This is a genomic window from Methylorubrum rhodesianum (genome assembly GCF_014199985.1).
GTDB classification, from domain to species: Bacteria; Pseudomonadota; Alphaproteobacteria; order Rhizobiales; family Beijerinckiaceae; genus Methylobacterium; species Methylobacterium rhodesianum.
Window position 1 is genome coordinate 12,760 of sequence record NZ_JACHOS010000016.1, and the last position, 25,084, is coordinate 37,843.

Annotated in this window: 15 protein-coding genes and 1 tRNA gene; 5 read left to right on the forward strand and 11 right to left on the reverse strand. The window is 65.8% G+C overall.

What is annotated here, in order from left to right:
• Window positions 1–7: 7 nt before the first annotated feature.
• Both HNR01_RS20925 and HNR01_RS20930 read right to left on the reverse strand, forming a co-directional pair.
• Window positions 8–208 carry a hypothetical protein gene (locus tag HNR01_RS20925; RefSeq protein ID WP_083920715.1) on the reverse strand — a complete coding sequence of 67 codons (201 nt, stop codon included), beginning with the start codon at window positions 206–208 and terminating at the stop codon, window positions 8–10.
• Window positions 209–613: 405 nt separating this feature from the next.
• Window positions 614–1,144, reverse strand: a complete 531-nt coding sequence (locus HNR01_RS20930; RefSeq protein WP_017486979.1) for a phosphate-starvation-inducible PsiE family protein — start codon at window positions 1,142–1,144, stop codon at window positions 614–616.
• A gap of 450 nt (window positions 1,145–1,594) precedes the next feature.
• Here HNR01_RS20930 and HNR01_RS20935 point away from each other — a divergent pair, with 450 nt between their 5' ends.
• From HNR01_RS20935 to HNR01_RS20950, 4 genes are all read left to right on the forward strand, one after another.
• Window positions 1,595–2,581: a Bug family tripartite tricarboxylate transporter substrate binding protein gene (locus HNR01_RS20935; RefSeq protein WP_183669550.1), complete on the forward strand. Its 987-nt coding sequence runs from the start codon at window positions 1,595–1,597 to the stop codon at window positions 2,579–2,581.
• A 147-nt stretch (window positions 2,582–2,728) separates the two neighbouring features.
• Entirely contained in the window at window positions 2,729–3,226 is a 498-nt protein-coding gene (locus tag HNR01_RS20940) for a tripartite tricarboxylate transporter TctB family protein (RefSeq protein WP_026105900.1), read from the forward strand.
• A gap of 131 nt (window positions 3,227–3,357) precedes the next feature.
• A complete protein-coding gene (locus HNR01_RS20945; protein WP_017486982.1) occupies window positions 3,358–4,884 on the forward strand; it encodes a tripartite tricarboxylate transporter permease in 1,527 nt (508 codons plus the stop codon).
• Between the two features lie 469 nt (window positions 4,885–5,353).
• Complete coding sequence (locus tag HNR01_RS20950; protein WP_183669552.1) at window positions 5,354–5,617, forward strand: hypothetical protein; 264 nt, start codon at window positions 5,354–5,356, stop codon at window positions 5,615–5,617.
• A gap of 331 nt (window positions 5,618–5,948) precedes the next feature.
• On the opposite strand, the gene clcA is transcribed toward HNR01_RS20950, so the two are convergent.
• The 3 genes from clcA to HNR01_RS20965 form a co-directional block, all read right to left on the reverse strand.
• Window positions 5,949–7,316, reverse strand: coding sequence for a H(+)/Cl(-) exchange transporter ClcA (gene clcA / locus HNR01_RS20955; RefSeq protein WP_183669554.1), 1,368 nt, complete (start codon window positions 7,314–7,316; stop codon window positions 5,949–5,951).
• Between the two features lie 127 nt (window positions 7,317–7,443).
• Entirely contained in the window at window positions 7,444–10,575 is a 3,132-nt protein-coding gene (locus HNR01_RS20960) for an efflux RND transporter permease subunit (RefSeq protein WP_183669556.1), read from the reverse strand.
• Between the two features lie 46 nt (window positions 10,576–10,621).
• Window positions 10,622–11,977 (reverse strand): efflux RND transporter periplasmic adaptor subunit, encoded by a 1,356-nt coding sequence (locus tag HNR01_RS20965; RefSeq protein WP_183669642.1) that lies wholly within the window; start codon window positions 11,975–11,977, stop codon window positions 10,622–10,624.
• A gap of 563 nt (window positions 11,978–12,540) precedes the next feature.
• On the opposite strand from HNR01_RS20965, the gene HNR01_RS20970 reads away from it, so the two are divergent.
• Entirely contained in the window at window positions 12,541–13,011 is a 471-nt protein-coding gene (locus tag HNR01_RS20970) for a hypothetical protein (RefSeq protein WP_183669558.1), read from the forward strand.
• Here the strand turns inward: HNR01_RS20970 and HNR01_RS20975 are convergent.
• From HNR01_RS20975 to HNR01_RS21000, 6 genes are all read right to left on the reverse strand, one after another.
• Window positions 12,982–13,058, reverse strand: a tRNA-Arg gene (locus tag HNR01_RS20975). The two genes, HNR01_RS20970 and HNR01_RS20975, sit on opposite strands and share 30 nt — an antisense overlap.
• Before the next feature lie 238 nt (window positions 13,059–13,296).
• Entirely contained in the window at window positions 13,297–13,776 is a 480-nt protein-coding gene (locus tag HNR01_RS20980) for a hypothetical protein (protein WP_183669560.1), read from the reverse strand.
• A 408-nt stretch (window positions 13,777–14,184) separates the two neighbouring features.
• Window positions 14,185–16,251: a 3'-5' exonuclease gene (locus HNR01_RS20985; protein ID WP_183669562.1), complete on the reverse strand. Its 2,067-nt coding sequence runs from the start codon at window positions 16,249–16,251 to the stop codon at window positions 14,185–14,187.
• Between the two features lie 850 nt (window positions 16,252–17,101).
• Window positions 17,102–20,047, reverse strand: a complete 2,946-nt coding sequence (locus HNR01_RS20990; protein WP_183669564.1) for a site-specific DNA-methyltransferase — start codon at window positions 20,045–20,047, stop codon at window positions 17,102–17,104.
• On the reverse strand, window positions 20,047–21,909 hold the full coding sequence (locus HNR01_RS20995; RefSeq protein WP_183669565.1) for a GmrSD restriction endonuclease domain-containing protein: 1,863 nt from the start codon (window positions 21,907–21,909) through the stop codon (window positions 20,047–20,049). Before HNR01_RS20995 ends, HNR01_RS20990 begins: the two co-directional genes overlap by 1 nt.
• Window positions 21,909–24,950, reverse strand: coding sequence for a BPTD_3080 family restriction endonuclease (locus HNR01_RS21000; protein WP_183669567.1), 3,042 nt, complete (start codon window positions 24,948–24,950; stop codon window positions 21,909–21,911). Before HNR01_RS21000 ends, HNR01_RS20995 begins: the two co-directional genes overlap by 1 nt.
• Window positions 24,951–25,084 lie beyond the last annotated feature (134 nt).

A 25,084-nucleotide genomic window follows, 5' to 3' on the forward strand; every position in this document is an offset into this window, starting at 1 on the left:
TGAGCCGCTATCCGCCTTGCACCTGCTGCTGATCGCGCTCCAGTTGCTGCAGCAACTCCGCCAGGCGCGGATCGAGCACTTCGTCGAGCACCGGCTCGTACAACGCCTCCAACTGCCGCCCGAGCCGCAGCCGCGTGCGTGCATCGAGAATCGGACTGCGTTCGGCCGCGGGATCCGACGAGGGAGGCATTTCAGGGTTGGCGTTCATGGGAGACGGGTGCTCGACATTCGCAGGGGACCGCCACAGGAAGTCTTCTGATCAGCCCAACGCCTGAATCGCGTTTTGGCCCAATGACGGCACGTGCCGGCATTCGATCCGTGAATCGAGCCCATATGCGGCGACCGGCCAGCCGCGGACGACCAGCGCCTCCAGCTCCGGAAGCAACGGGCAGAGAGCGTCCGCCTTCGTGCAGTCGGCGGACGGGGCGGCCTGGAGGGTCTCCCGCCGCCAGCTCTCCACAGATCGCGGCGGCCTCGGAGCGGACGCCTCCGCCGGACGCATCCCTCGGGCGCCGGCCGATCGGCCGGAGGGTCGCTGACGAGAACGGGACCGGCGCGTCACCCCGCCGAGCCGACCGGCGGCGATGACCGGCACGCACGGCCGCCGCCTTGGTCAGGGGCCGGCCTGCTCCTGCGCCTCCTCGCCCGCCGGTCTGCCGTCATCCCGAGCGCGGTGGAGCACGAAGATCGCGAACACCATGGTCAGGATCAGACCGGCCAGGACCGCAAGTTCGATCATCGACGCCTGGAAGAGGGCTTGTTTCTCCGGGGACCAGTCCTTGGCGTGGGTGATCTCCGAGGATTGCAGGGTGATCACGAGGACCCGCCGGATCGAGGCGATGAGGCCGACGATCAGGAACGGCTCGCAGGTCAGCCTGCCCGACCGCATCGACACCCGCACCGTGTGCAGAATTTCGATGAGCATCAGCAGGAACAGCAGCCGGTCCACCACTTCGAGGATCTGATCGGCGCCCCCCAGAGTGCGGAAGGCTTCCCATGTCAGCCCGGCGGCATCGATCAGCGCGACGAGTGCGGTCAGAGCGAGCAGAGCACCGAGCGCCGCGTAGATTGCATGCTCGGTATGGAGGAAGATGAAGCTCGCTGCCCGCGTGAGCCGGCCCTGATCCTCCGAGTCGCCGGACATGGCTCACGCTCCTCCATGTGTTCCGGTGATCAGACACGATCGGCGGCGGGACGTCCAGCACGGGAGAACCTGTTCAAGTCTCGCGCAGAAGTCGTTTTTCTCCTGGTCGGTCCCATTGTTTGGCCGGAGCGGCCGTATCCGCACACACGCCGATCGAGAACAGATCGGCGAGGCCGTGCCTTCGAGCGACCGAGATTGGCCCGCCGCCTGCGCATAAAATGCCAAGGGCGCTTGCATGATCATGCGCTATAATTCAAAGTTCAATTGCCGTCAGCCCAGGTCCAGGCTGCGCCTCTCGAGGTCTGGCAGTGACTGTTGCCGCTCCGATCGGGGCCGCAGGCGATCAACCGCCCGCGCAGCCCAATCGAGGGACTGCGTCTGCAGCAGGCCGGTCCTCGGGCGAAGATGAGCGGACCGGGCGCCGTTAAGAGCGCCGCGAGAGGAAACGCCATGAGAGTTGCCGTGCAGGCTGCCATCGCGGCCCTGTTGTTGTCTGCGACGTCGGCGCAGGCATGGGAACCCACCAAGCCGATCGAAATCATTGTTCCCTTCCCGCCCGGCGGAGCCTCGGACCAGATGGCCCGCACGATCCAGGGGGCGATTCAGAAGAACAATCTCGTCAAGCAGCCGATCATCATCGTCAACAAACCCGCAGCCGCGGGTGGTGAGGCGATGCTCGACATTCAGAAGTCGGCCGGCGATCCGCACAAGCTCATCACCACCTCGAGCGGCATCTACATGACGCCCCTCTCCACCAAGCTTCCGGTGAACTGGAAGGATTTCACGCCGATCGCGATGATGGCGCAGGATGCCTTCGTGCTCTGGGTCAACAGCGCCAAGCCGTACAAGAATGCGGGCGACTTCGTCGCGGCAGCCAAGACGGCGGCTCCGCCGCTCAAGACCGGCGGCAACGGCTCCAAGCGCGAGGACCACCTGATCTCCGTGACCATGGAGCAGGCGACGGGCACCAAGATCACCTACGTGCCCTATCAGGGCGGCGGCCCGGCCTCGGTGCAGCTCGCGGGCGGGCACATCGATGCGAACATGAACAACCCCGCCGAGGAGATCGCGAACTGGCGCTCCGGCGCGGTGAAGCCGCTCTGCGCCTTCTCCGACAAGCCGATGGAGTACACCCAGAAGATCACCGCCGACATGGCGTGGTCCGACATCCCGACCTGCCAGTCTCAGGGCATCAGCGTCACCTATCAGATGCTGCGCGGCATGTTCATGCCCGGAAAGGTCACGCCGGAGCAGCAGGCCTTCTACGTCGACCTGTTCAAGAAGGTCGCCGAGACCCCGGATTGGAAGGCGTATCTGGAGCGCAACGCGCTGGTCCCCGACTTCCGCTCCGGCCAGAGCTTCGTCGACTTCCTCACGGAAGACGAGCGCAAGCACAAGGAGCTGATGACCAAGGCCGGCTTCCTCGCGACGAACTAGAGCCTGGTTTCGAGGGCCGGTGACGGCTCTCACAGGAGAGGACGCAACACCGGTGACCCGCGCGCGTCGGTTCGGATCCGATCCTCCGGGCGACGCGCTCGAGTGCGGCTTCGGCCGAGGCGAAGACCCGTTCTGGAAGTGCCCGTCATGACTGAAGCTTCTCTCCCGATGGCCGAGCGCGGCGTGTCGCGCCGTCTCGTCGAGATCGTCGTCGCGCTGCTCCTTCTCGGCCTCGCCGCCCTGGCCCTGTGGGATTCCTACGGGCGTGGCGCGGGCTGGGACAGCGGCCCGGAGAACGGTTTCTTTCCCGCCCGCGTCGCCGCGATCCTGGCCATCGCGGCGGTGGCGGCCCTCGTCAGCGCCCTGCGGCGGGAGGACAGCGTCTTCGTCACCTATGGCCAGCTTCGGCTCGTCGCGCAGGTCTTCGTGCCGCTGTTCCTCTACGTGCTGGGGATCGCCTTCCTCGGCATCTACCTGGCCTCGGCCCTGTTCATGGCCCTGTTCATGATCACCCTCGGCTCCTTCCGCTGGTGGCAGACCGCGCTCGCGGTCGTGCTCGTGCCGCTCGTCACCTTCTGGGTGTTCGAGCTGCAGTTCCGGGTGCCCCTGCCGAAGGGGCCGGTCGAGGCCCTCCTCGGCTACTAGCGCGCTCGCCCCGGTCCGCGGATCGGGGGAACGCCCCAAGCTTCTGATCTGACGCATTTTCCCGACGCGAGCCGCCGAACGCCGCGCCCCGAAAATGCCCCAGCGCGATCGACCCGCGGCGGAGAGATTTCATGGACGACCTCAACCAGCTCCTGCTCGGCTTCCAGGTCGCGCTCACGTGGCACAACGTGCTGTTCATGGTGGTGGGCGTGCTGCTCGGCATCGTGGTCGGCGTGCTGCCGGGGCTCGGCGGCCCCAACGGCGTGGCGATCCTCCTCCCGCTGACCTTCGGCATGGACCCGACCTCGGCGATCATCCTGCTGTCGTCGATCTACTGGGGCGCCCTGTTCGGCGGCGCGATCACCTCGATCCTGTTCAACATTCCCGGCGAGGCGTGGTCGGTGGCGACCACCTTCGACGGCTATCCGCTGGCGCAGAAGGGGCGCGCCGGCGAGGCGCTGACGGCGGCCTTCACCGCCTCCTTCATCGGCGCGCTCTCGGGCGTCGTTCTCATCACCTTCGTGGCGCCGCTGGTGGCCAAGTTCGCCCTGCGCTTCGGTCCGGCCGAGTTCTTCGCCGTCTTCTTCCTCACCTTCTGCTCGTTCATCGGCATGGGCCGGGAGAACAAGGCCAAGATCGTCGTCTCCCTGGCGCTGGGCTTCCTCCTCGCGGCCGTCGGCATGGACACCATCTCGGGCGACCTGCGCCTCACCTTCGGCACGCCCGAGCTGATGAAGGGCTTCGACTTCCTTGTCGTGGTCATCGGCCTGTTCGGCGTCTCCGAGATCCTGCTCACCATCGAGGAGGGCCTGCACTTCAAGGGCAAGCGGGCGGCGATGGATCTCGGCGTGGTCCTGCGCACCTGGGCCTCGCTGCCGCGCTACTGGGCGACGTTGATCCGCTCCTCGGTCGTCGGCATGTGGATGGGCGTTACCCCGGGCGGCGCGATCGCGGCCTCGTTCATGGGCTACGGCCTCGCCAAGCGCTTCTCCCGCCGGCCGGAGGAGTTCGGGCGCGGCGACATCGAGGGCGTGCTCGCGCCCGAAACCGCGGCGCACGCCGCCGGCACCTCGGCGCTGCTGCCGATGCTGGCGCTCGGCATCCCCGGCTCGGCCACCGCGGCGGTGCTGCTCGGCGGCCTGATGATCTGGGGCCTGCAGCCCGGCCCGCTGCTCTTCGTCGAGAAGAAGGAGTTCGTCTGGGGTCTGATCGCCTCGATGTATCTCGGAAACCTCGCCGGGCTCCTCATCGTGCTCGCGACCGTGCCGGTCTTCGCCGCGATCATGCGCATCCCCTTCGCACTGGTCGCGCCGATCATCCTCGTCGTCTGCGCCATCGGGGCCTACACCGTTGAGGCCTCGCGCTTCGACATCTGGCTGATGCTGGTCTTCGGGGTCGTCGGCTACGTCTTCAAGAAGCTCGACTATCCACTGGCGCCCCTGGTGCTCGCCCTCGTCCTCGGCGACCGCGCCGAAGACGCCTTCCGGCAGGCGCTGCTCGGGTCGGGCGGCGATCTCTCCGTCTTCTTCTCGAACGGTCTCGTCTCAAGCCTGATGGTCATCGGCCTGCTGCTTCTGTTCTGGGGTCCGCTCGGTGATCTCCGTAAGCGGCTCGCGCGCAAGGCCGGTCTCAGGCGGCCAGCCCCGCTCGCGCCCTGAGGCAGGCCGACGGGCTGTCCTGAACCGATCGGCCTCGAGCCGTGGCAATCCGTCGAAGGACGGTTGGTGCGAGGGCTCAACGCGAAGCGGCGGATCGAGATCGACAACGGCGGGCGGCTCGCCGCAAGCGAAGCGTACAGCCTCCGGCCTCGCGCACGGCCGCCTCCTCCAGGTCCTGGCGGACCCTGTCCATCAGCCCGGCCCAAAGTCAGCCGATCAGGTCACCCTCGCGGGCATAACCGGCTCCCTCCTTAGACATGCACCTGCTCTGGGAGGACTGCTCGTTCGCGGCTCGCGAGCCGCAGGTACAGATCAGGCATGAATAATCGACCCGTTTGCTTGAGCCCCTCCTAGCGTAGCGCCTGACGAGACAAGATGTCAGTGCGGCGGATCACGACAAGATGATGCCTCGCGCACTATATATTACTTGCGGGCCATTGGAGCGCGCGCAAGTAAAGGTGAAGAGGAGGTGTACCAGGTCGTTGGATTCGTCGCGGTCGGAGCTGCCGGCGCCGCCGTGCTGCACGGGTGGCATGTTCCGAAGTCTGTCAGCCTCGGGTTCTTGTCTCTCAACTTGATTGCTGCGGCTGTGGTCGGATTTGCGCAGACCGTGCGCATCGAAAGCCCGCTCGAACCGATCCCCTACAACACGCCTTCGGAGATGCCGCCGACGGAGGGGTTTGTCGCCCCGCCCCGTCTCGAGACGCCGCGATCCGAACGCAGTGTCTGGTGACTCTTGCCCCTGCGAGGGCGGTTCGCGGACTTCAACTCGCTTCCAACCGGTTGCGGCTCGGTCCCGCTTCCCTGGCTGACCCGCAGGGAGCGGTGAGGCTCACGGACATATCGCGGGGTGAGTCGGGGCGGATCGACCGGGCCGAGCGACGGATGGCCCGCCGTCGCTCGGTGGAGTCGGAACGGGTGCGCAGGGTCGGGCCGAATTCACCGCATATCATCCATGACGGAAGGACGGGGCGCGTTGCCGTCACCTCATGGGGAGGTCGCTCCAAGACGCCGGGGCGGCCCACGGCGTCGGCGGATGGGGTCGAAGCTCCCCCAGGCGCAGTTCAGTTCGTTGCGCGATCCGGGGTGGTGGCCAGACCGATATCCGAAGCCTTGACCGCCCCCTTGCCGGCACGGGCAAGGGCGCGGTCCAGCATCTGTCCGTAAATCGGACGGCCGCCGAGCCATTGGGCCACGAGGCTGGCCATGAGGCAGGCCGTCAGCATCGGCAGGACGAGCGCATAGGCGCTCGTGAGTTCGAGCACCAGCACCACGCCCACGGCCGGAGCGTGGACGGTCGCGCTGAACAGCGCGGCCATCGCCACGATTCCAAAGGAGAGCGGCGTCACCCCGAGGCCGGTCAAGGCGTCGGGAAACGCCGTTTGCGCGAGTAGGCCGAAGGCCAAGCCGATACAGGTCGCCAGGGACAGAATTGGCGCGAAGATGCCGCCCGGCGTCCCAACGGAATAGCTGGCGACCGAGGTGAAGAGGCGGGCGACCGCCAGCATCAGGAGCACGCCCGCACTCGGCGTCAGGACAGCGATCTGGGAAATGATTCGCTCCCCGCCCGTGACGGTGCGCGGAGCGACGATCAGCAGGGCGCCCACGAGCAGGCCGACCAGAGCGGGCCACACATATGGGGCGCGCTTCTGCCATCCGTCGGCGACGTCCAGCATCGTCATGATGCATCGGTTGAAGAGCACGCCCACGGCCCCCAGGATCATCCCCAGGATCGCGAAGGCAGGCAACGAAGCCAGCGCCGCTGCCCCGGCGGACAGCGGCAGATCCGGCCTTGGGCCCGAGATGATCTCGGTCACCGCTGTTCCGGTGATCGCCGCAGCGAACACCCCCATGTAGTTCCGGAACGTGTACGGAAACTGCTTGCGCGTCTCCTCGATGACGAAAAGCACGGCCGACATCGGCGCGTTGAAGGCACAGGCGAGACCCGCTCCCGCGCCAGCCGCCAGCAAGGCCTGCCGGTCGGCGGCCCTCACCCGGAACATCTCGGAGGCGGCCAGCGCCGCCGAGCCGCCCATGTGAATGGTCGGTCCCTCCCGGCCGAGAACCAGGCCCGAGCCGATGGCCGCGATGCCGGCGATGAACTTCACCGGCAGCACGCGTTCCCAACGCACATGCCTGATGCCGGCGATGGCCCCCTCGATCTCCGGAACGCCGCTCCCACCCGCCTCCGGGGCGAAGCGCCCGGTGATGAACACGGCGAAGAGAGTGGCCGCCATGGTAAGGGTGGCACTCGCCGCGACCAGCCGCCATCCCGTCATATGGCCGGCCAGCCATGCCGGCCAATCGACGATCGTGTCGATGGCGAGGTGGAAGAGGCCGCCGAACAGGCCCGTCAGGGCACCGGTGATCAGGGCGAGGGCAACGAAGCGTGCCTGTTGCAGGGGCGGGGCGGGTTGATCTGTTTCAGTCATCCGCGCCCGTTCCTCTCGCTGCTCGCCGGCCCCCGGACGGCATACCGTCCGTCGCGGGATCGGCTGTCTCGGCGGAGCGCGCCGGAATCCGGTGAAGCGGTGTCACGGGCGTCGGCCGGACCACCCGTCAGGCGCTCACGCGCTGCCGCGCCCTCCCCGACTTCACGCGCTCCCGCAGGGTCTGCACCGTGACGTAGAGCATCGGCACGAGGAAGATGCCGATCGAACTCGCGGCAATCATCCCGCCGAAGACCGCGGTGCCGACGTCGCGACGGCTGATCTGGGCCGCGCCGGTGGCGATCACCAGGGGGACGAGGCCGAGGATGAAGGCGATGGAGGTCATCATCACGGCGCGGAACCGCTGCTCGGCGCCGCGGATCGCGGCCTCCCTGATCGGCACGCCCGCCTCGCGCTGATCCTTCGCGAACTCGACGATCAGGATGCCGTTCTTGGCTGCGAGGGCGATCAGCACCACGAGCCCGATCTCGCTGTAGAGGTCGAGGGACAGGCCGGCGAGCTTGACGGCCAGGTAGGAGCCGAAGGCGCCGACCACGACGGACAGGAGGACCGGAATCGGGATCGTCCAGCTCTCGTAGAGGGCCACCAGAAACAGGTAGGCGAACAGGAACGCGAGGCCGAGGACGATCCAGGTCTGCCCGGACGCCTGCTGCTCCTGATAGGCGGTCCCGGTCCACTCGTAGCCGTAGCCCGTCGGCAGGGTCCGGTCGGAGATCTGCCCCATCGCGGCCATCGCTGCGCCCGAGGAGATGCCGGGGGCCGGGCTGCCGTTCACGCTCACGGCCCGGAAGTTGTTGTAGCGGGTGAGCACCTGCGGTCCCAGCACGATGCGCTCGCGCGCGACCGAACGCAGCGGCACCATCTGCCCGGAGGCGCCGCGGACATAGATGCCCCAGATGTCGCGGATGTCACCCCGGTTGGCCGCCTCGCCCTCCACATTCACCTGCCATGTGCGACCGTAGAGGTTGAAATTGTTGACGTAGATGCCGCCGAGCGTCGCCTGGAGCGCGCTGAAGACGTCGCTCATCGCCAGCCCGAGCACCTGGGCCTTCGTGCGGTCGATGTCGAGGAAGATCGAGGGATTCGATGCCGTGAAGGTCGAGAAGACGCGGGTGAGCTGCGGGTCGCGGTTCGCCGCCGCAACGAGTCCGCGCACGACCGCGTCGATCGTCGCCGAGTCCTGGCCCTCCCGCGCCTCGAGCACGTATTCGAAGCCGCCGCTCGTCGAGAGGCCGATGATGGGCGGAAGGTTGAAGGGCCGCACGATGGCCTGCCCGATCTTCGCTGCCGCCGCGTCCGTGCGCCCGATCAGGGCCTGGGCGGACTCCGCCGCGCTTCGGCGATCGGCGAAGGGTTTGAGCTGCGCCACCAGGAACGCGGCGTTCGGCTCGGCCGCCCCGTCCAGAAGCGAGAAGCCGACGACCGAGAGCACTTGGTTGACGCCGGGCGTCGCCTTCAGGAGGCTCTCGACCTCTGACGCGACGGCGCTCGTGCGGGCCACCGAGGCACCGTCCGGCAGCTGGACCGAGACGAAAAAGGCGCCTTGATCCTCTTCCGGAAGGAAGCCGACCGGTGTGATCCGCGAGATGCCGAAGATGCCGCCCGCAAACAGCACGACCAGAGCGAGCGAGAGCGCGGAGACGCGGACGAGGCGGCGGACGCCCGCTGCATAGCGGTCCCGTACCCAGTCGATCCCGTCGAGCACCCGGCCCAGGATGCCGCGCCGCCCGCGCGTGGGGCGCAGAAATAGCCCGCAGAGCGCGGGCGAAAGGGTCAGCGCGTTGATCGCCGAGATCACCATCGCGGCGCTGATCGTGACGGCGAACTGCCGAAACAGCGTTCCCGACACGCCCGGGATGAAGGCGATCGGAACGAAGACGGACAGGAGGACGAGCGTGATGGCGATGATGGGAGCCGTGATCTGCGTCATGGCGAGCTTCGTCGCCTCGGCCGGCGACAGCTCCGGATGCTCCTCCATCACCCGCTCGACATTCTCGACGACGACGATGGCGTCGTCGACCACGATGCCGATGGCGAGCACCATCGCCAGGAGCGACACGGTGTTCGCCGAGTAGCCGAGCACGAGCAGCACCACGAAGGTACCGATGAGGCTCACCGGGACGGCGATCGCGGGAATCAACGTCGCTCGCAGATTGCCGAGGAACAGAAACACGACGAGGACGACGAGAACGAAAGCCTCGGCCAGCGTCCGCAGCACCTCGGAGATGGTATCCTTCACGAAGGTCGTGGAATCATGCACGACCGCGTAGCGCAGACCGGCTGGGAAGCGCGCCGAAAGCTTGTCCAGGGTTGCCTTCACGGCGGTCGCGGTCCGCACCGCGTTGGCGCCGGGCACGAGATAGATGGCGATGGGGACGCCGGGGCGACCATCGAGCCGGGATTCGCTGTCGAAGCTCTGCGCGCTGAGCTCGACCCTGGCGACATCGCGGATCCGGACCACGGAGCCGTCGGGATTCGTCCGCAGGACGATCGCGCCGAACTGTGCAGGCGTCGACAATCGACCCTGCGTCTGCACGTTCATCTGTATCTGTTGCTCGTTCGTGATCGGCGGTGCGCCGATGCGGCCGACCGGCGCCTGCACGCTCTGCGCCCGTATCGCATCCACCACGTCCGACGGCGCGAGACTCAGGCTCGTCAGGCGCTGCGTGTCGAACCAGACCCGCATCGAGTAGTTCATCCGCGCGAACAGGTTGGCCTGGCCCACTCCGGCCGTGCGCAGGATCTCGTCGAGCACGTTGATGATGGCGTAGTTCGTGATGAAGAGCGGGTCCTGCGCGCCCGTCTCGCTGTAGAGGACGGCGAACAGCAGGATCGCGGACGACTTCTTCTGCACCTTGAGCCCCTGCAGCTGCACCTCGGACGGGAGCTGGGACAGGGCCGCCTGGACGCGGTTGTTGACGCTGACTGTATTGATGTCCGGGTCGGAGCCGAGTTCGAAACTCACCGCCAGGCTGTAGCTGCCGTCATTGGCGCTCGTGGACTTCATATAGATCATGCGGTCGACACCGATGACCTGTGCCTCAAGCGGCTGGGCGACGCTTGCCTCGACGACCTCAGCGGAGGCTCCCGGATACGTCGCCGACACGCTGACCTGCGGCGGCACGATGTCCGGAAACTGCGCGACCGGGATCCGGAGCAGCGCCAACCCTCCGGCGATCGTGATGATCAGCGCGATGACGAGCGCGAGCCGGGGGCGGTCCACGAAGATCGACGAGATCATGCCACGCCTCTGGCTTGGCTGCCTGGAACAGGCGGCGTTTGATGCTCTAGCGCCGGCTGCCCGGGCTGCCGCCGGCATTCGGGCCGGCGGCGCCGGTCGGTTCCGCAGGTGGCGAAGCGGACACGGCCGGAGCCCTCGCGGGCGCCCCGGCACCCGCACCGCCGGGGGACGCCGGGCCTGCAGGGTCTGCAGCCCCGGCCATGCCCTGCCTCGCCGAGCTTTGCATGATCATCTCAAGAGTGGTGTCGGCGGGCTCTGGTGAGATCGCCTCGCCCGCGCGGACCCGCTGAAGGCCCTCGGCGATCACCTGCTCCCCGACCTTGAGGCCGCTCGTCACCGCCGCGAGCGTGGTGCTCGACTGGCCGAGTTGGATCCGACGCTGCTCGGCCCTGTTCCCCGGCCCGATCACGTAAACGTAGCTGCCCTGCTGATCGGCCAGGACGGCGGCCCGGGGGATCGCGACCACGTCCACCGGCTCGGCCCCCTCGAGAAACACGGTCACGAACTCGCCGTCCAGGAGTTCGCGAACGGTGACGGGGCTCTGGGCCTGTTCGAAAATCGGAGGATTGGGCAGCACGCCGCGAAGCAGGATCGTATCCGTGTTCGTCGCGATGGTGTTGTTGACGAAATTGAGCTTCCCGGTGTGGCCGTAGAAACGGCCGTCCGGCAGCTGTGCCCGGATCACGACGGCACCGAACCCGCCGATCGGCGTGTAGCGCGCCCGCAGATTGATGGCCTCTTGGACCGGCACCGGAAACGTCACGTACATCGGATCCTGGCTGACGATCGTTGTCAGCACGCCGGAGCCCGGCCCGACGACGTTGCCGATTGTAAGGGTGGTCCGCCCGATCTGGCCCGCAATCGGCGCCCGGATTTCCGTGTAGCGGAGGTTGATCTGCGCGGTGTCGAGCTGGGCCTGCGCGGCCTGGAGCTGCGCCTCCAGCGCGCGCTCGTTTGCGAGTGCCGCGTCGTAGGTCGATTGCTGCCCGGCCGGCCCGCCGAGCAGGATTCTGGCACGCTGCGTCGTGAGACGTGCGTTTCCCAACTGCGCTTCGACCTGCGCGATCTGCGCCTGCTGAGCGGCCACGGCCGCCTCGAACGGGCCCTTCTCGAGCAGGTAGAGGAGATGGCCTTCCGCGACATCAGCGCCCTCGACGAAGAACCGCTTCTCGATGAACGCCGTCACCCGCGCGACGACGTCGACGCGCTGCTGCGCCTCGATGCGGCCGATGAACTGCTCCGTCTGCGTGATCGGCTTCTTGCGAGCCGCGACGACGCCGACGACGGGCGGCTCAACCGGCTCAGCCTGTGCATGCGCAGCAGAGATCGCGGGCAGGCAAGAGGCGGAGAGCGCCGCAGCGGCCACCCAGACCCGGAGCTTGAACAGGCCGGACATCGTCACGTCCGCCTTCGAGAGATCGTCAACCAAGCCTCGACGAACGCTCCACCCGCCTCTCCCTCGGGTAAGCCACATGCGTGGGACGTGCGGAGGCGCGAGGGGGTGAGGTAGGTTCGGAGCCTTATGGCGTGAATGTCGACGGATGGACGTTGGCCGGGGCGGCATTTGAACCGGGCCTTCTCGCCGGGCGGCGCATTGCAGCAGCCAGGGTGTGCGGGACGATCGGGCGCGAGATGCCGGTCAGGCCCTCCTGGCGCCGTCGAAATCGGCCATCATCACCTTGGTCCGGCGAAACCGGCTGACGATCGCTCCGCAAAGAATGCGGGCAACCCGACCGACGCCGGCGATGTGGCCGTTGATGCGGAAGCCGGCTCATGGATCGAATGGGAACATTGCACATCTCGGCATGCCCGAGAGTATAGTCGACACCGGCGAGCCGGTACCTTGACGATGATCAATCCAATCCCAGCCGGCCCTCCCCGGAGACCGTCCAGAGCCCTTTTGTCACCGAGCCTCTCTTGGCCGACCGGCCAGTCTGATCGACTGCGCGCGAAGCTGGCCTCGCCGTGGGCGCCGCGCGCCGACCGAGCAATGCAGGTCGGTGGCTGCGCTGCGCAAAACGCGCGACCGCGCAGAAGACACTGAAACGCCCTCCCCGATTGGTGAAAACCGGCGACGACGAGCCAGACGCCTCACAGAAGGCGCGCATCTCGGCGTCGCGAGCCGAGCGTGATCTGGCGAAGGCTGCGCTCGACCGGATCCGCGAGGTCAGTCCGAATCCAGCCGAGATCGAGCCCGAACCAATCGAACCCTTCGGGCGTCCGCTGCGCGAGAAGGTGACCTTGAGGGAGATGTCGTTCCGGAAGGCGCGGCTTCAGTCGATCGCCGACCGCATCGAAGTCGGAGCGGACGTGATCCGCATCATCGGCGGCAAGGAGAGCCCGGAGAATGCCCTGATCGGTTCGGGCAGCGACGCCGTGTCTGGCGTTCGCAATTCTGTACGGAAATGGCGCACCCGACACGATTCGAACGTGTGACCTTTGCCTTCGGAGGGCAACGCTCTATCCAGCTGAGCTACGGGTGCTGACCGTGGCCCGTGAGTAGCCCAACTGAACCGTCGACGCAACGGCGCTTTGCGGGGCGGTGGAACGCCCTGGTCGCTCAATGGGATGAACGCGTGGCCCTCCTCAGGCGACGGTCACACGTTCGAATCGTGTCGGGTGCGCGACGAGCGGCGGAGGGGCTGCTCAAGCGCCGGCAATGTGTCCGCGGGTGCGGACGGCGTGCGGCGCGGTTGAGGCGCATGTGCCGCGCGTGCGCCGTCAGTAGCCTTCTACGAAGAGCGCCAGCCCGACACCCCAGCTAGTCCAGCGGCCATCGGGGTGGGTCGACCCCGGCATTCGGCCGAAGCGCTCGGGCGCTGCGTTCAACGCGTCGCGCAGTTCGCCTACGAGACGAGATCCGGCGCGCTGCGCCGTCCACTTCTGCGTGAGGGTGTGGGCAAAGGCCCATCCGCCGGAGAGTTTCAGTCCGTGCCGCTCACCACCCCGCCCGTGGATCTGCCTCAGGTCGGCTTTGAGCTGCGCCGTCATCGATGTTGAAAGCTGCGATTCGGCGGCATCGACGAGCTTGCGGACAGCGTTGGCGACACGGCTGTCCCAGATTACCTGCGGATGGCCTGCGGTATGAGCGTTATGATCGAGGTGCGCCGTCGCGAATGCCGCGACCTTCGTCCATCCGCTGCTCCACGGAGCTTCAGCAACAGCTCGTGCACACGGAGCGCCAGCAGCCTGGAGCGCCACCGCAAAAACGGATCGGACTTGGGAAGCTTCGATCGGGCTTCGACTTCGAACGCGCCCCCCAGGCGAACACACGATGCGTCAGGTCGACGGCCAAACGCTGCTCATCGAGCGTCCAAGATGAGCACTCGTTCAGAGCCTGTGCGAGATGGAGGCTGTCAGACAGGATGGGCCCCAGGCGCTGTGTCAGCTCCTGATACCCATCGCCATCCCAGTGATAGGCGAGCACACGGTCGGCCCACGGCGAAGTAGCCGAGGAGACCGGGCGAGCGCGCCAGACGTTGCCTCTTCGGACTTCCGAATGCTCTGTCCGAGATGGCGGCCATGCGGAGAGCGCTGCAGCCAAGATGTGCGCGTGATTGCGGGAGGAAATCGCGTTTGCGCCGCCGATCATCGCTTGCTCCTCAAGGCTCAACCGAGATCATCGAGAAATTCAGAGGTCGGCCGCACTCCGGTGATCAGGAGGCGGTCGCGGGCGCGCGTGCAGGCCACGTAGAGTAGGTGGCGCTCCGTCTCGAACACTTCGTCGAGCTCGGCTTCCTCCGTCACCGTATCGATGCGCTCCTGCAGAGGCAGAACCTCGCTGTCACAGGCAAGCACGACCACGACCTTGAACTCCAGGCCCTTGGCTAAATGCATCGTGCCTACAATCACGGTCTCCCCGGCCGCGCTCGGTGCATCGCCAGGCTCTACGGGCACGAGGCCAGCCGCGTGGGCAACGGCCCGGGCGCGATCTAGCTGGGCACGACTGCGCACGAATAAGCCGATCTCCTCGGGCAGGACGCCGTCCGCCCGCGCCGCCTGAAGGAAGCGCAGGATCGCCTCGCGCTCGCTCGTCTCGTCGTCCAGCTTCAGCACCTGCGGCTGCGGTCCGTCGAAAACCGAGACGGTGCCCTTCCGCGCCTCCTCGCGCCCGTCCATGTCGTGGACGGCTCCGGGCAGGAGGCGGTCGGCCGCCTCGCGGATCTGGTGAGAGGTGCGGTAGTTCACCTTCAGTGTGTTCGAACGGCCGCGCACGTCGATGCCCAGTGCCTTCCAGGAGAAAGGCGGCTGGAAGATGCGCTGGCCGAGATCGCCCGCGAAGAACAGGCGGTCCTCACCATCGGGCACGAGGCTGCGCAGGAAGCGCAGTTCCGGCACACCGAGATCCTGGGCCTCGTCCACGACGACGTGACTGAACGGCTTGGCCGTTCGTGTGTCGTAATGCCCGGCGAGCTTGCCGAAGACCTGCGCCCAGGTGGCGAGCCCCTGGCTCGCGAGGCGGGAGCGGGCCGCGGTGAAGATCGGCCAGAGGGCGGCGCGCTGCTTGGCGCCCAGCCGACTGCGGCGGCCCGGGCGCGGCGTGTCGGCGTAGGCTGCCTCGTCGGCGACCTGCCACGCATCCACCACGTGGCGGAACTCGCTCGTCAGGAAACGTTCGGACCAGATGTCCGTCCCGCCCGCGGCCTGGACTAGGGTGGCTTGGATCTGCGTCAGCGTCGCGATGCGGGGTCGGCGCGCGTGGACGAGTTGGTGCAGCTCCTCGGCCAGACCGTCCCATGGCGCGACAGTGATGCGCCCGCGCGCGCCCGGCTCGGCCGCGATGAGAAGATCGATCTTGCGCTGGAGAGCGTCCGCCAGCGGCTTCGAGAAGGTGGTGAGCAGCACCTGCGCTTGGGGATCGGAGCGGGCGAGACGCACGGCGCGGTGAAGCGCCACCACGGTCTTGCCGGTCCCGGCGGAGCCTGCAACGCGGGCCGGCCCGCTATAGGTCCGCTCGATCACCCCGGCTTGCGAGGGATGCAGGAATACCGACCAGCGCTCCCAGGGTGCATCGAGGGCGGCTCGCAGCGCGTCGAGGTTTTCGATGACTCGGAAACGGCGCTGCGCGTCAGGATGCGCGAAGGGGTCAGCGCTCTCGTTAGGCGTCGGCTTCGGCAAGCGTCCCGTCGCGCCATATTCGAGGAGCCCTTCGGCAGCTTCGGCCGGCAGGTGCGGCGCGAGGTCGAAGAAGCGGGATTCGGTCGCCGCCCGCACCGGCTCGATCCAGTCCTCGGGCAGCCCGATCGACAGCAGCTCCTCATCCGAGAGACCCGCGAACAGGGCCGGCTCAGGGGCCGGCCGCTCGGGCGCCGGCGGCCGGAACAGGGTCGGTGTGCTCTCCTCGACGCGGACGCGGGATTCGACAATCTGCACGGCGCCGGTGCGTGGGTGTGCCTCGATCCGCCGTCGCTCGGCCCAGGCATAGGCCTTGTCGTGGTGATCGACATAGGCGAGCAGCAGGCTCGCGGCGGTCCGGTGGACGATGATGCGGATGTCGCGGTTGACCCGCACCGACCAGAAGTTCGGGTCCTTCGAGGCCTCGATACGGTGGAACTGCAGCCCCGGCCCCGAGGGGTCGAGCTGCATGTCGAAGGCCGAGGTTTTTACGGCTTTCTGCTCTTGCGCTGGCAGACGAGCAAGCGCGGCTGTGAAGGTGTCAGCGATATGGAAATGCATGACCTTTGACCCTTTCGCTGTCGCGCGCTGGAATGCCAGCTGACGTGCCTGAGCCTCCGTTGCAGTCAGACCTCCAAGCTGCTTCGCTGAAGCCCACCTTGTTGTTTTTGGCTCATTAGGACTATGTGCATTTCGCTGGTTTTTAAGGTTTTGACATTCATCAGTCCTTGGCTGTATTGATCTTAAAGTTTGATTGTTTTCTAATTCAATCGGACAGAGGTCAACTTGATCTAACGCCGAAATCCTATTACCGTTGATGCTAATAATATCTCCCGCCTCTATTATGCTTCTCTTATTTACATATCTAAACTCGATTATATGCCCAGAAGCTTCGGCCAGCGGCCGTGCTTTTAACGAATAGACGTTTCCACTTTGAGACTCACTCAAAACAAGAAACGGCTTCCATTGATTAAAATTGCACGCTTCGGTGTCGTCAATTTTCTGCCAGCCAGCGGCTATCTCTGTGGCAATCAATCTACCTAAAGCAAACTGCCGAGGCGAGGGCTTGATCCGTTGCTTGGTCTGAGGTGAAAGCGTCGTGCAAGGATGCTTAGTCCATAGAGGACCCACTTCGTCAAAGTAAACCCGGCTTCCGCGTTCATTTGCATAGAAAAATACAAGCTCTCTGCATTTAGGGCAGCGTGCGTTTGGATTTAGGTAGCATGTTGTGATCGACTGAACAGGAGCTTTGCGCCGTAAAAACTGAATGGCTCCAGCATCTCTTATTGTTGTCATTTCCTGGATGCGAACGGTATCGCTCCAGGAGCCAAAACCACGGGACTCGCACCAGCCGCAGGTGCAGCCTGGATGATGATTGAACCCAGCCATCAGCGATCAAGCACGCATTACTTCAAACTTCATAGACCTTCATCACCTCGTCCCCGAAGTGATTGATCACCTTCACGGCAATCCGCCCCGTCGCGGGCCGCGCGAACGGCCGGCTGGTCGCCCGGTAGAGGGTTGCCCAGGCGGCCTCGTCGATCTCGGCCTTCAGGGCCGTCTTCAGCGACTTGTAGGGGTCGTTGGCGCCGAGGAAGTAGGCGTGGCGGACGAAGAAGCTTTCCTCGTCGTAGTCGGTGTCGATGAACCACGCGGCGATGCCGGAGGTGTCGTCCGAGCGCACCTCGCCGGTGTTGGGATCGAACACGTCGATGCCCCTCACCTCCACCTCCATCCGGTCGCCGTCGAGGCGGCGGATGTCGATGTCGGGCTCGCCGAAGACCACGAACAGGTTGCCCTTGCCCGTCGTCTTGAGGTCGTCGGCCATGTGCAGGTCGGGGTTCATCTTGGCCTGCAGGATCGGCAGCGGCCCGAGCCGGGTCAACTCGCTGGCGTGCGCGTCGTAGGCGAAGGCGCAGGCCACCAACACATCGAAGCGGGCGTCGGCCGCCTCGCGGGCGGCGGCGACGAGGTCGGGGCGCGACAGCGTGCCGAATTCGGGGCCGATCAGGATGGCGGCGCGGCGCTCAAGGCCGGGCTCGTCGGCGCTGCCGCCCTCGACGAAGCGCCCCTCGGCGCCGATGAAGCGGCCGGGCCAGGGCTGGAGCATCGTGAAGCGCACCCGGTCGGCCCGGTCGCGGCCCTGCACGCCGGCGGCCGAGAGGTTCTCCAGCACCATCGCGGAAAAGTCCTGGGTCGGCGTGCCGGCCTTGGTCCGCTCCCGGCGTCCGCCGAGCGCGTCGAACTCCTCGTCGAGATCGAGACTGTCCGAGGGGATGATGCGGTGGGGTGAGAGGCTCTCGACCGTGAATGGGCCCGCGACCCGGACCTTCGACACATCGGCGTAGGGCCGGTCGTAGAGCATTTCCACATCGGCGGCCCGGGCGATCGAGGCGTCGATCTCCCGCTGCCGGGCGATCCGCGCCTCCCACCATGCGGCATGCGCCGCATGCGCCGGCTCCGGCCAGCCGGCCTCGGCCTCCCGCGGAATCTGCCACTCCTCCCAAGACTGCCCAAGGGCCGCGTTGAGTTCGCCGCGCAGGGGCTCCAGCTTGTCCTGAAACTTCTCCCAGATCACGTCGATCTCGGCGTTATTGGCAATCGACTTGAGGGTGACGTGCGGCGCGCGCTCGTAGACGAATCCCTGGCGGAGGTCGCCGTAGGCGGCGCTCTGCGGCTGCGGACGGCCCGAGACCGCCTGCTCCTTCGCCCGTCCCTCGGGGCTGTCGGCGAGCAGATAGTAGGGATAGCGCGCGCTCATCAGGCGCGTGCGGGCGAGCGCCAGGGCGACCCGGCTGGTGTCAATGGTAATCCAGCGCCGGCCCCATTGCTCGGCGACCGTGGCGGTCGTGCCCGAACCGCAGGTGGGGTCGAGGACGAGGTCACCGGGATCGGTGGCCATGAGGATGCAGCGCTGCGCAATAGTTGTGCTAGTTTGCACAACATAAATTATGCCCGCCGCACCAGCAACGTCGGTCCACACATTGGAAATCGGATATGCCGCGAAATCATCGATGAATCTTACATACGCGATCGTGTTTTTGCGTTTTTCTATTCGGTCCGCGAGCGAAAGTCGGCGCAAGCCCTCTAGTGATGTTTTCCAATTTGAGCTATCTCCTGAATGATATGGCTTACCCTGAAAATTCCAAGATACCGTCGTATTTGCCCTAACACCGCTAGATATCAAACTCGTCAGCTGATAGGGCCGTGCCATCAGCGGCAGCGTTATATTTCCGCTTTTTTCTTCTTTATTTAGAGGACGGGAGACGTATTCAGAAATACGAATTCGGTCATAGCGCGCTCCACTACCTTCTCCGACTCCAACTTCTTTTCGGAAATACAGCTGTCTATATTTCGTGTTTTTGATATTTTTTGCAAACCACAAAATATAATCGGACACATTCGATAAAAAATTGGCTTCTTGCCCGCCAGTTTTGCGCAAGCATATCATTGATATAAGATTGTCTTCGCCAAATACCTCTTCGAGAACGGCTCTCACACGGTGCACATTTTCATCGCCAATTTGAACGAAAATCGATCCACTCTCATTTAACAGCTCACGCGCCACGGTAAGCCGATCACGTAGATACGTAAGATACGAGTGAATCCCATCCTTCCACGTATCGCGAAACGCCCTCACCTGCTCTGGATCACGAGAAATATCAGTCTGCTTGCCGTCCTTGACGTCGCGCGACTGTGTCGAGACCTGCCAGTTCGAGTTGAACTTGATGCCGTAGGGTGGGTCGAAGTAGATGCACTGCACCTGTCCCTTCATCCCCTCACGCTGCGCCAGCGAGGCCATGACCTGAAGCGAGTCACCCAGGATCATGCGGTTCGACCAGTGCTGGTTGTGCTGGTAGAACTCGGTGCGCGCCTCCGGGTCGAGGCCGTTGAAGTCCGAGAACAGGTCGGGCGTCTCGTCTTCCGGCGGGCGACTGCCGGACCGATGCAGGTCGTCGATGATCGCCTTCGGGTGGATTTTTTCTTGGATATAGAGGGGCGGCGCCTGGACGATCAGGTCGGACCAATCCTGCTGGTCCTTGCCGCGCCAGACGAGCTGCGCGTCGCCGATCGCGGTTTCGCCGGTCTCGACCAGCGCGCGCACCTGCTCGGGGGTGAGGCGGATGCGGGCGCCGTTCCAGACGATCTGCGGATCGAGGTCGGAGTCGCGCGGGCGGATTTCGCCTTCGGGCAGCGGCCGGGTGCGCTGGTAGACACCGGGCTCGAAGCCGGTGATCGCCTCCTCGGCCTCGGCGAAGCTCTGCAACTCGGCGGTGGGGATGTTCTTGCGCGCCGCGTCGTCGTGCGTGAGCGTCTCGACGGACTTGGTCGCAGATGTCTTCGAACCTCGGGCCATCACTGAACCTTGCTGAGGAGTGCGGCGTCGTCCGCGAGGGCGGCGTTCTCGGAGGTCGCGTCGGCCTCGTCGTCCGGATCGGGCGGGCTCGTCGGGTCGGGCCCGAGCGCGGCACTCGCCGTCGGCGCCACGTCACGCAGGGCCGGGCGCTGGGTCGCGGCGTCGATCAGGTCGATGAGGCCGTCGAGGCGCGCAGCGAAGAACCCGTGGAAGTCGTCGGCGCGCAGCCGGGCCGGATCGATGGCGTGGCTGCATAGATAGCCGTCGAGGTTGGTCGCATCGACCGGTGGGTTCGCCGTTTCCAGGCGATGCAGATACTTGCTCGGCGCGACCCCGCCCAACATGCGGTTCGTCTTGGCGGACAAGGGTGTCTTGTTGACGATTGAGTCGAAGGTCGTCGCCGGCAACTTCTGCTGCTGACACCAGTCGCGCGGGAAGATGTGGTGGATGTCCACGCTCTCGTCGAAGAAGACGGCGTGATCGTAATCCTGTCCCGAGCGGAAGTCGGTTGCCCCGCTCTTCATCAACAGAGCGTTGACGCCCTTATAGGCGGCGGATTGGCGGGAGCGCAGTTCGCGGATGCGGCTCGCACGCACGCTCGTGTCCTTGAGGGTCGAGGGCTCGGCGCCACCGTCGATCCAGGCCAGCACCTCCACGAGGTCCTTGGCGAAGCGAGATTCGACGGCCGAGCCGTAGAGTTCGCCGAACACGCCGCACCAATACCACGTGCGCACGCGCTGCTTGATCTGCTCGTGGTCCCAGCTCTCGCCCAGGGAGGCGAGGATCGCGGCGAGCGGCACAATCTGGCTCTGATAGGGCAGATCAAGCGAGCGATAGATCCGCTGCGTATGCAGGAACTTGGCCGCCCGCTCGAAGCCGAGCTGCAATCGGTCGGCATGGGCTTGGTAGGCCTCAACGGGCAGGGCCAGCAGCGCGTTGCGGGTTGCGCTCACCGGCGGTCGCCGGTCGTCCCCGCTCGCCGCGTCGCGCTGCGCCTTCGAGTGGAGGAGCGCGATGCCCTGGAGGAAGTCCGTTGGGGCGATCTTGTCCAGAGCGCGAAACTTCTTGAGGGCTTCGGCGCGTTTGGCCCAGTCCTCTCGCAGCTTGAAGCCCTTGCCGGCGAACATGGCCGTGATCAACTCGAACGCATCGAGCGCCTTGCCACCGGTGTTTACCTTCTCGAAGACGAGGCAGACGGCTTCGTTCGTGGTGGATTTGTCGAGCGAAATAACCGGGACTTGGTATTTTTTGAAAATCTCCAAGACACGATCCTTGAAGGCCCTGAATTGATCGCGCTTTGCCTTATTGCCTTCCCAAAAATCCCAGAATCCTTCTTGCCACTTATCCCAATCGAAGATCTGATTGACCGGAAATCTCAGATGCTCGTATTCCCTTTCGGGCGTTGACAGATCGAGCACGACATCCTTGCCGAAGTTGGTTCGCAGAACGCGGTCCTTCGGAATAGCTTCGATCGACTCCTCCCGATCGACAGAGTCGTCGAGCACCTTCTCGATGTTGAAGTAGTAGAACACGTCGATCTTATCGATCGGCGCCTGCCGAACGAGCGCTTGGTAGAGTGAAGTCATCCGCTGCTGACCGTCGAGGAGCAGTTCGCTCTCGGTTGCCGACTCAGCCGGAGCCGGTGCGCCCTGGATGGGGCGCGGCGTGAAGGTCTTCCCGGAAGACTTCAGCGTCATCAGGGCGCCCACCGGGAACGACTGTGAGATCGAGGCGATCAGGCTCCGGATGCGATACTCGTCCCAGACCCAGTTGCGCTGGAAATCCGGGAGCTTGATGTCGCCCTGCTCACAGCGTTGCAGGAGCGTGTGAAGCGAGACGGGGTTGGTGGTGAAGGTGCTCATCAGGCGGCCTTGGAACGATCGATCAGCGTGTGGACGAGGTCGGCGAACGTCTCCTCGATCACGAACACCTCGCGGAACTCGAAGAAGGCCCAGCGGCCGTGGCCCGCGAGCGCGTTGACGCCCGGCACCCAGGAGGCCGCCATGGTCTCGGCCTTGAGCTGCGCGTCGGTGCCGCGATAGCCCTTGGTCTCGAGGACAAGGTTGAGCGGCTCGGGCGCCCCAGTGTCGAGGCGGATGATGAAGTCCGGGCGGTAGCGGCGCGGCACGGCGCCGTCGCGGTAGGGCACCTCGAAGCCGAGGCCCTGATTCTTCACGTAGGCCAGCACCCGTGGATGCGCCTCCAGCACCCGGGCGAGCTCGGCCTCCCAGTCGGAATCGAGCACCACGTGGCTGACGTGGCACTTGCGGGGATCGGTGTCCCAGACCGGCTTCGAGGTGGTGAAGTTGACGAAGCGGGTCGAGCCCGCGGGGTTGTAGGGGTCGAGCACTGCCTTGATGCGCTTCGCGTCCGACACCGAGCGCTGGCAGGCGAGATAGATGAACTCCACCGCTTGTTCGGCGAGTTGCGGGTAGAGCACGGCGGCCCGCGGCACGCCCTGCGCGACGAGGTAATCACCGTCGAGCCACTGGCGGACCATGCGCTGGGCCTGCCCGAACAGGTGGACTGGCAGGCCGCCGTCGGGGTCGCGCAGCCGCGTCTCCAACAGGCGCTTGGCGAGCTTGAACGAGAGCTCGCTCGGCCGCATCGCCTTGAACGACTCCTCGGCGTCCAAGGTCTCCTGCTCTCCGACGATGCCCGACATCAGCACCTTGGCCGGACCGACGTTCTCCGGCGTCAGGGTCAGGCGGCTGTCGTCGGTGAAGTGGGCGGTCAAGCGCTCGTTCGGCAAATCGACCCGGTAGCCCTCGACGCGGGGAAAGCCGATCTCCAGTCCGGCCCGTTCGCGCAGGGCCTGGACGCGGGTCAGCTTGCGCGGCGCGGCCGGGACCGAGACCACGGGCTCGGCCGTGAACGAGAACGGGATGCCGAGGATGTCGGCATACTCGACATTGAACAGGCCCTTGTCGTTCAGCTCGTAGGATTGGCGGCGCAGGCCGCGCCCCACCACCTGCTCGCACAGGAGCTGGGTGCCGAAGGCGCGCACGCCGAGGATGTGGGTGACGGTGTTGGCGTCCCACCCCTCCGTCAGCATCGAGACCGAGACGACGCAGCGGATGCGCTCGCCGAGCCGCCCCTTGCGGCCGACCGTGTTCATGACTTCGCGCAGCAGATCGGCGTCCGTGGTCTCGGCGGCCGTGACCGCATCGACGCCGCGCTCGATGCGCTCGCGGCGGAACTGCTCGATCTCGGCCGCAGCCATCTCGCGGAAGGCGGGATCGAGGGCCTCGCCAGATTCGAGCTGCTCGCTGTCGATGAGCAGCGTGTTGGGTTTGGCCAGCCGCTGGCGGTTGTCGTCGTAGTTTCGGAACAGGCGCAGATGACCGACATGGCGCGTCTCGGGCTCGCCGTCGGCGTTCGGCCGCTCGAAGCCGGCGATCCACTCGTAGACGAGCTTGGACGTGGCGGTGTTGTTGCAGACCACAATGAAGACAGGCGGCACATCGATCCCGGCGCGCTCCCAGGCCTCACTGGTCTTCTCGTAATGGCCGTAGAGGGCGTGCAGCGCCGTCTGCAGCTGGCTCGGGAAGACATGAGAGAGGGGATCGAGCGTGCCGGCCTTGCCCGCGCCCTTCTTCGGCATCGCTTTGCCGATATGCTCCCACAGTTCGCGGTAGAGCGGCACCTCGCCGGTCGCGGCGTTGTCGGCGATCGGCACGCGGGGCAGCTTGACGATGCCGCACTCGATGGCATCGATCAGCGAGAAGTCGCTCACCGTCCAGGGGAACAGCGTGCCTTCAAGGTAGCCCGAGCCGCGCAGAAAGAACGGTGTGGCTGAGAGGTCGTAGACTGCGCGCACGCCGACCTTGCGCTTGAGGGCCTCGATACCGGAGATCCAGAGGCGCGCGGCCTCGGCGTTGCGCTTGGCCTCCTCGCGATCCTCGGCTGCGATCGCGCCCTCGTCGGCCCCACCCGGTTTCTCGCGGTAGCAGTGGTGCGCCTCGTCGTTGATGACGACGAGGTTCTTGATCGGCAGCAGCTCCCGGCAGACGCGCTGAAGCATCGCGCCCTCGGATTCGATCGTGTCGATCGGGGCGTGCCGGCCTTGAAGGAGCGAGCGCCCGACCTTCGAGATCTCCAGCGTCTCGCGGCGCTTGAAAGCATGGTAGTTCGTGAGCACGATCTTGGCCTGCCCCAGATCGTGGAGCATGTCGGTCGGCACCAGCTCGCGCTTGCTATAGTAGGCGTCGGGGTCGCCCGGCATCAGGACGCGCAGGCGGTCGCGGATCGTGATGCCCGGCGTCACGAGCAGGAAGCCGCGGGTGAAATGCTTCGCATTCGGGCTGCGCACGGCGTTGATGGTCTGCCACGCGATGAGCATGGCCATCACCGTCGTCTTACCAGCCCCTGTCGCCATCTTCAGCGCGAGCCGCGGTAGACCGGGATTGGCCCCCTCGTTGGCGCCTTCGATGTGCCGGATCAGGTGAGCATACTGGCGCTGCCGTCCGGCGACCTCGGTCAGCCAAATCGCGGTCTCCACTGCCTCGACCTGACAGAAGAACGGCCGGGGCCCGTGCCAGCCGATGTCCCGGCGCCAGTGCTGGAGCAGACGCTGGGTCGTAGGCGTGACGCCCCAGTCTGCCGGGTTGGGCAGCGCGCGCCAGGACGCGACGTGCCCACGGATCTCGTTGATGATCGGGGTCGGGTTGTAGGCCTGCTCTGCGGAGGACAGCCCCGCACCGTCGCCGAGACCGAGAGAGGCCTGCGTGCCCTTACCTCTCTGCTTCTTCGACTTCGGGACGGGCGTGATCAACGATGAGCGGCGACGGCCTTGGATCGGCCGCTGATCCAGAGGTTGACCCTCACCATCCAGCGCATGGTGCAGCGAGGGAGCGTCATAGGGCGAGTTGAGGATCGGCTGCTCGAAGAATGGCTTCGCCACGATCCTAGTCCCCTCATGGGCGCGTTTGGCACGCGCACCTTGTGGTCGTGGATACCAACCTCACTGACCCTTCGCGAGGTTGACGAGGCCACCTTCTCACGAAAGCGCGACCACAGTGTTTCCCGTGCAACGGT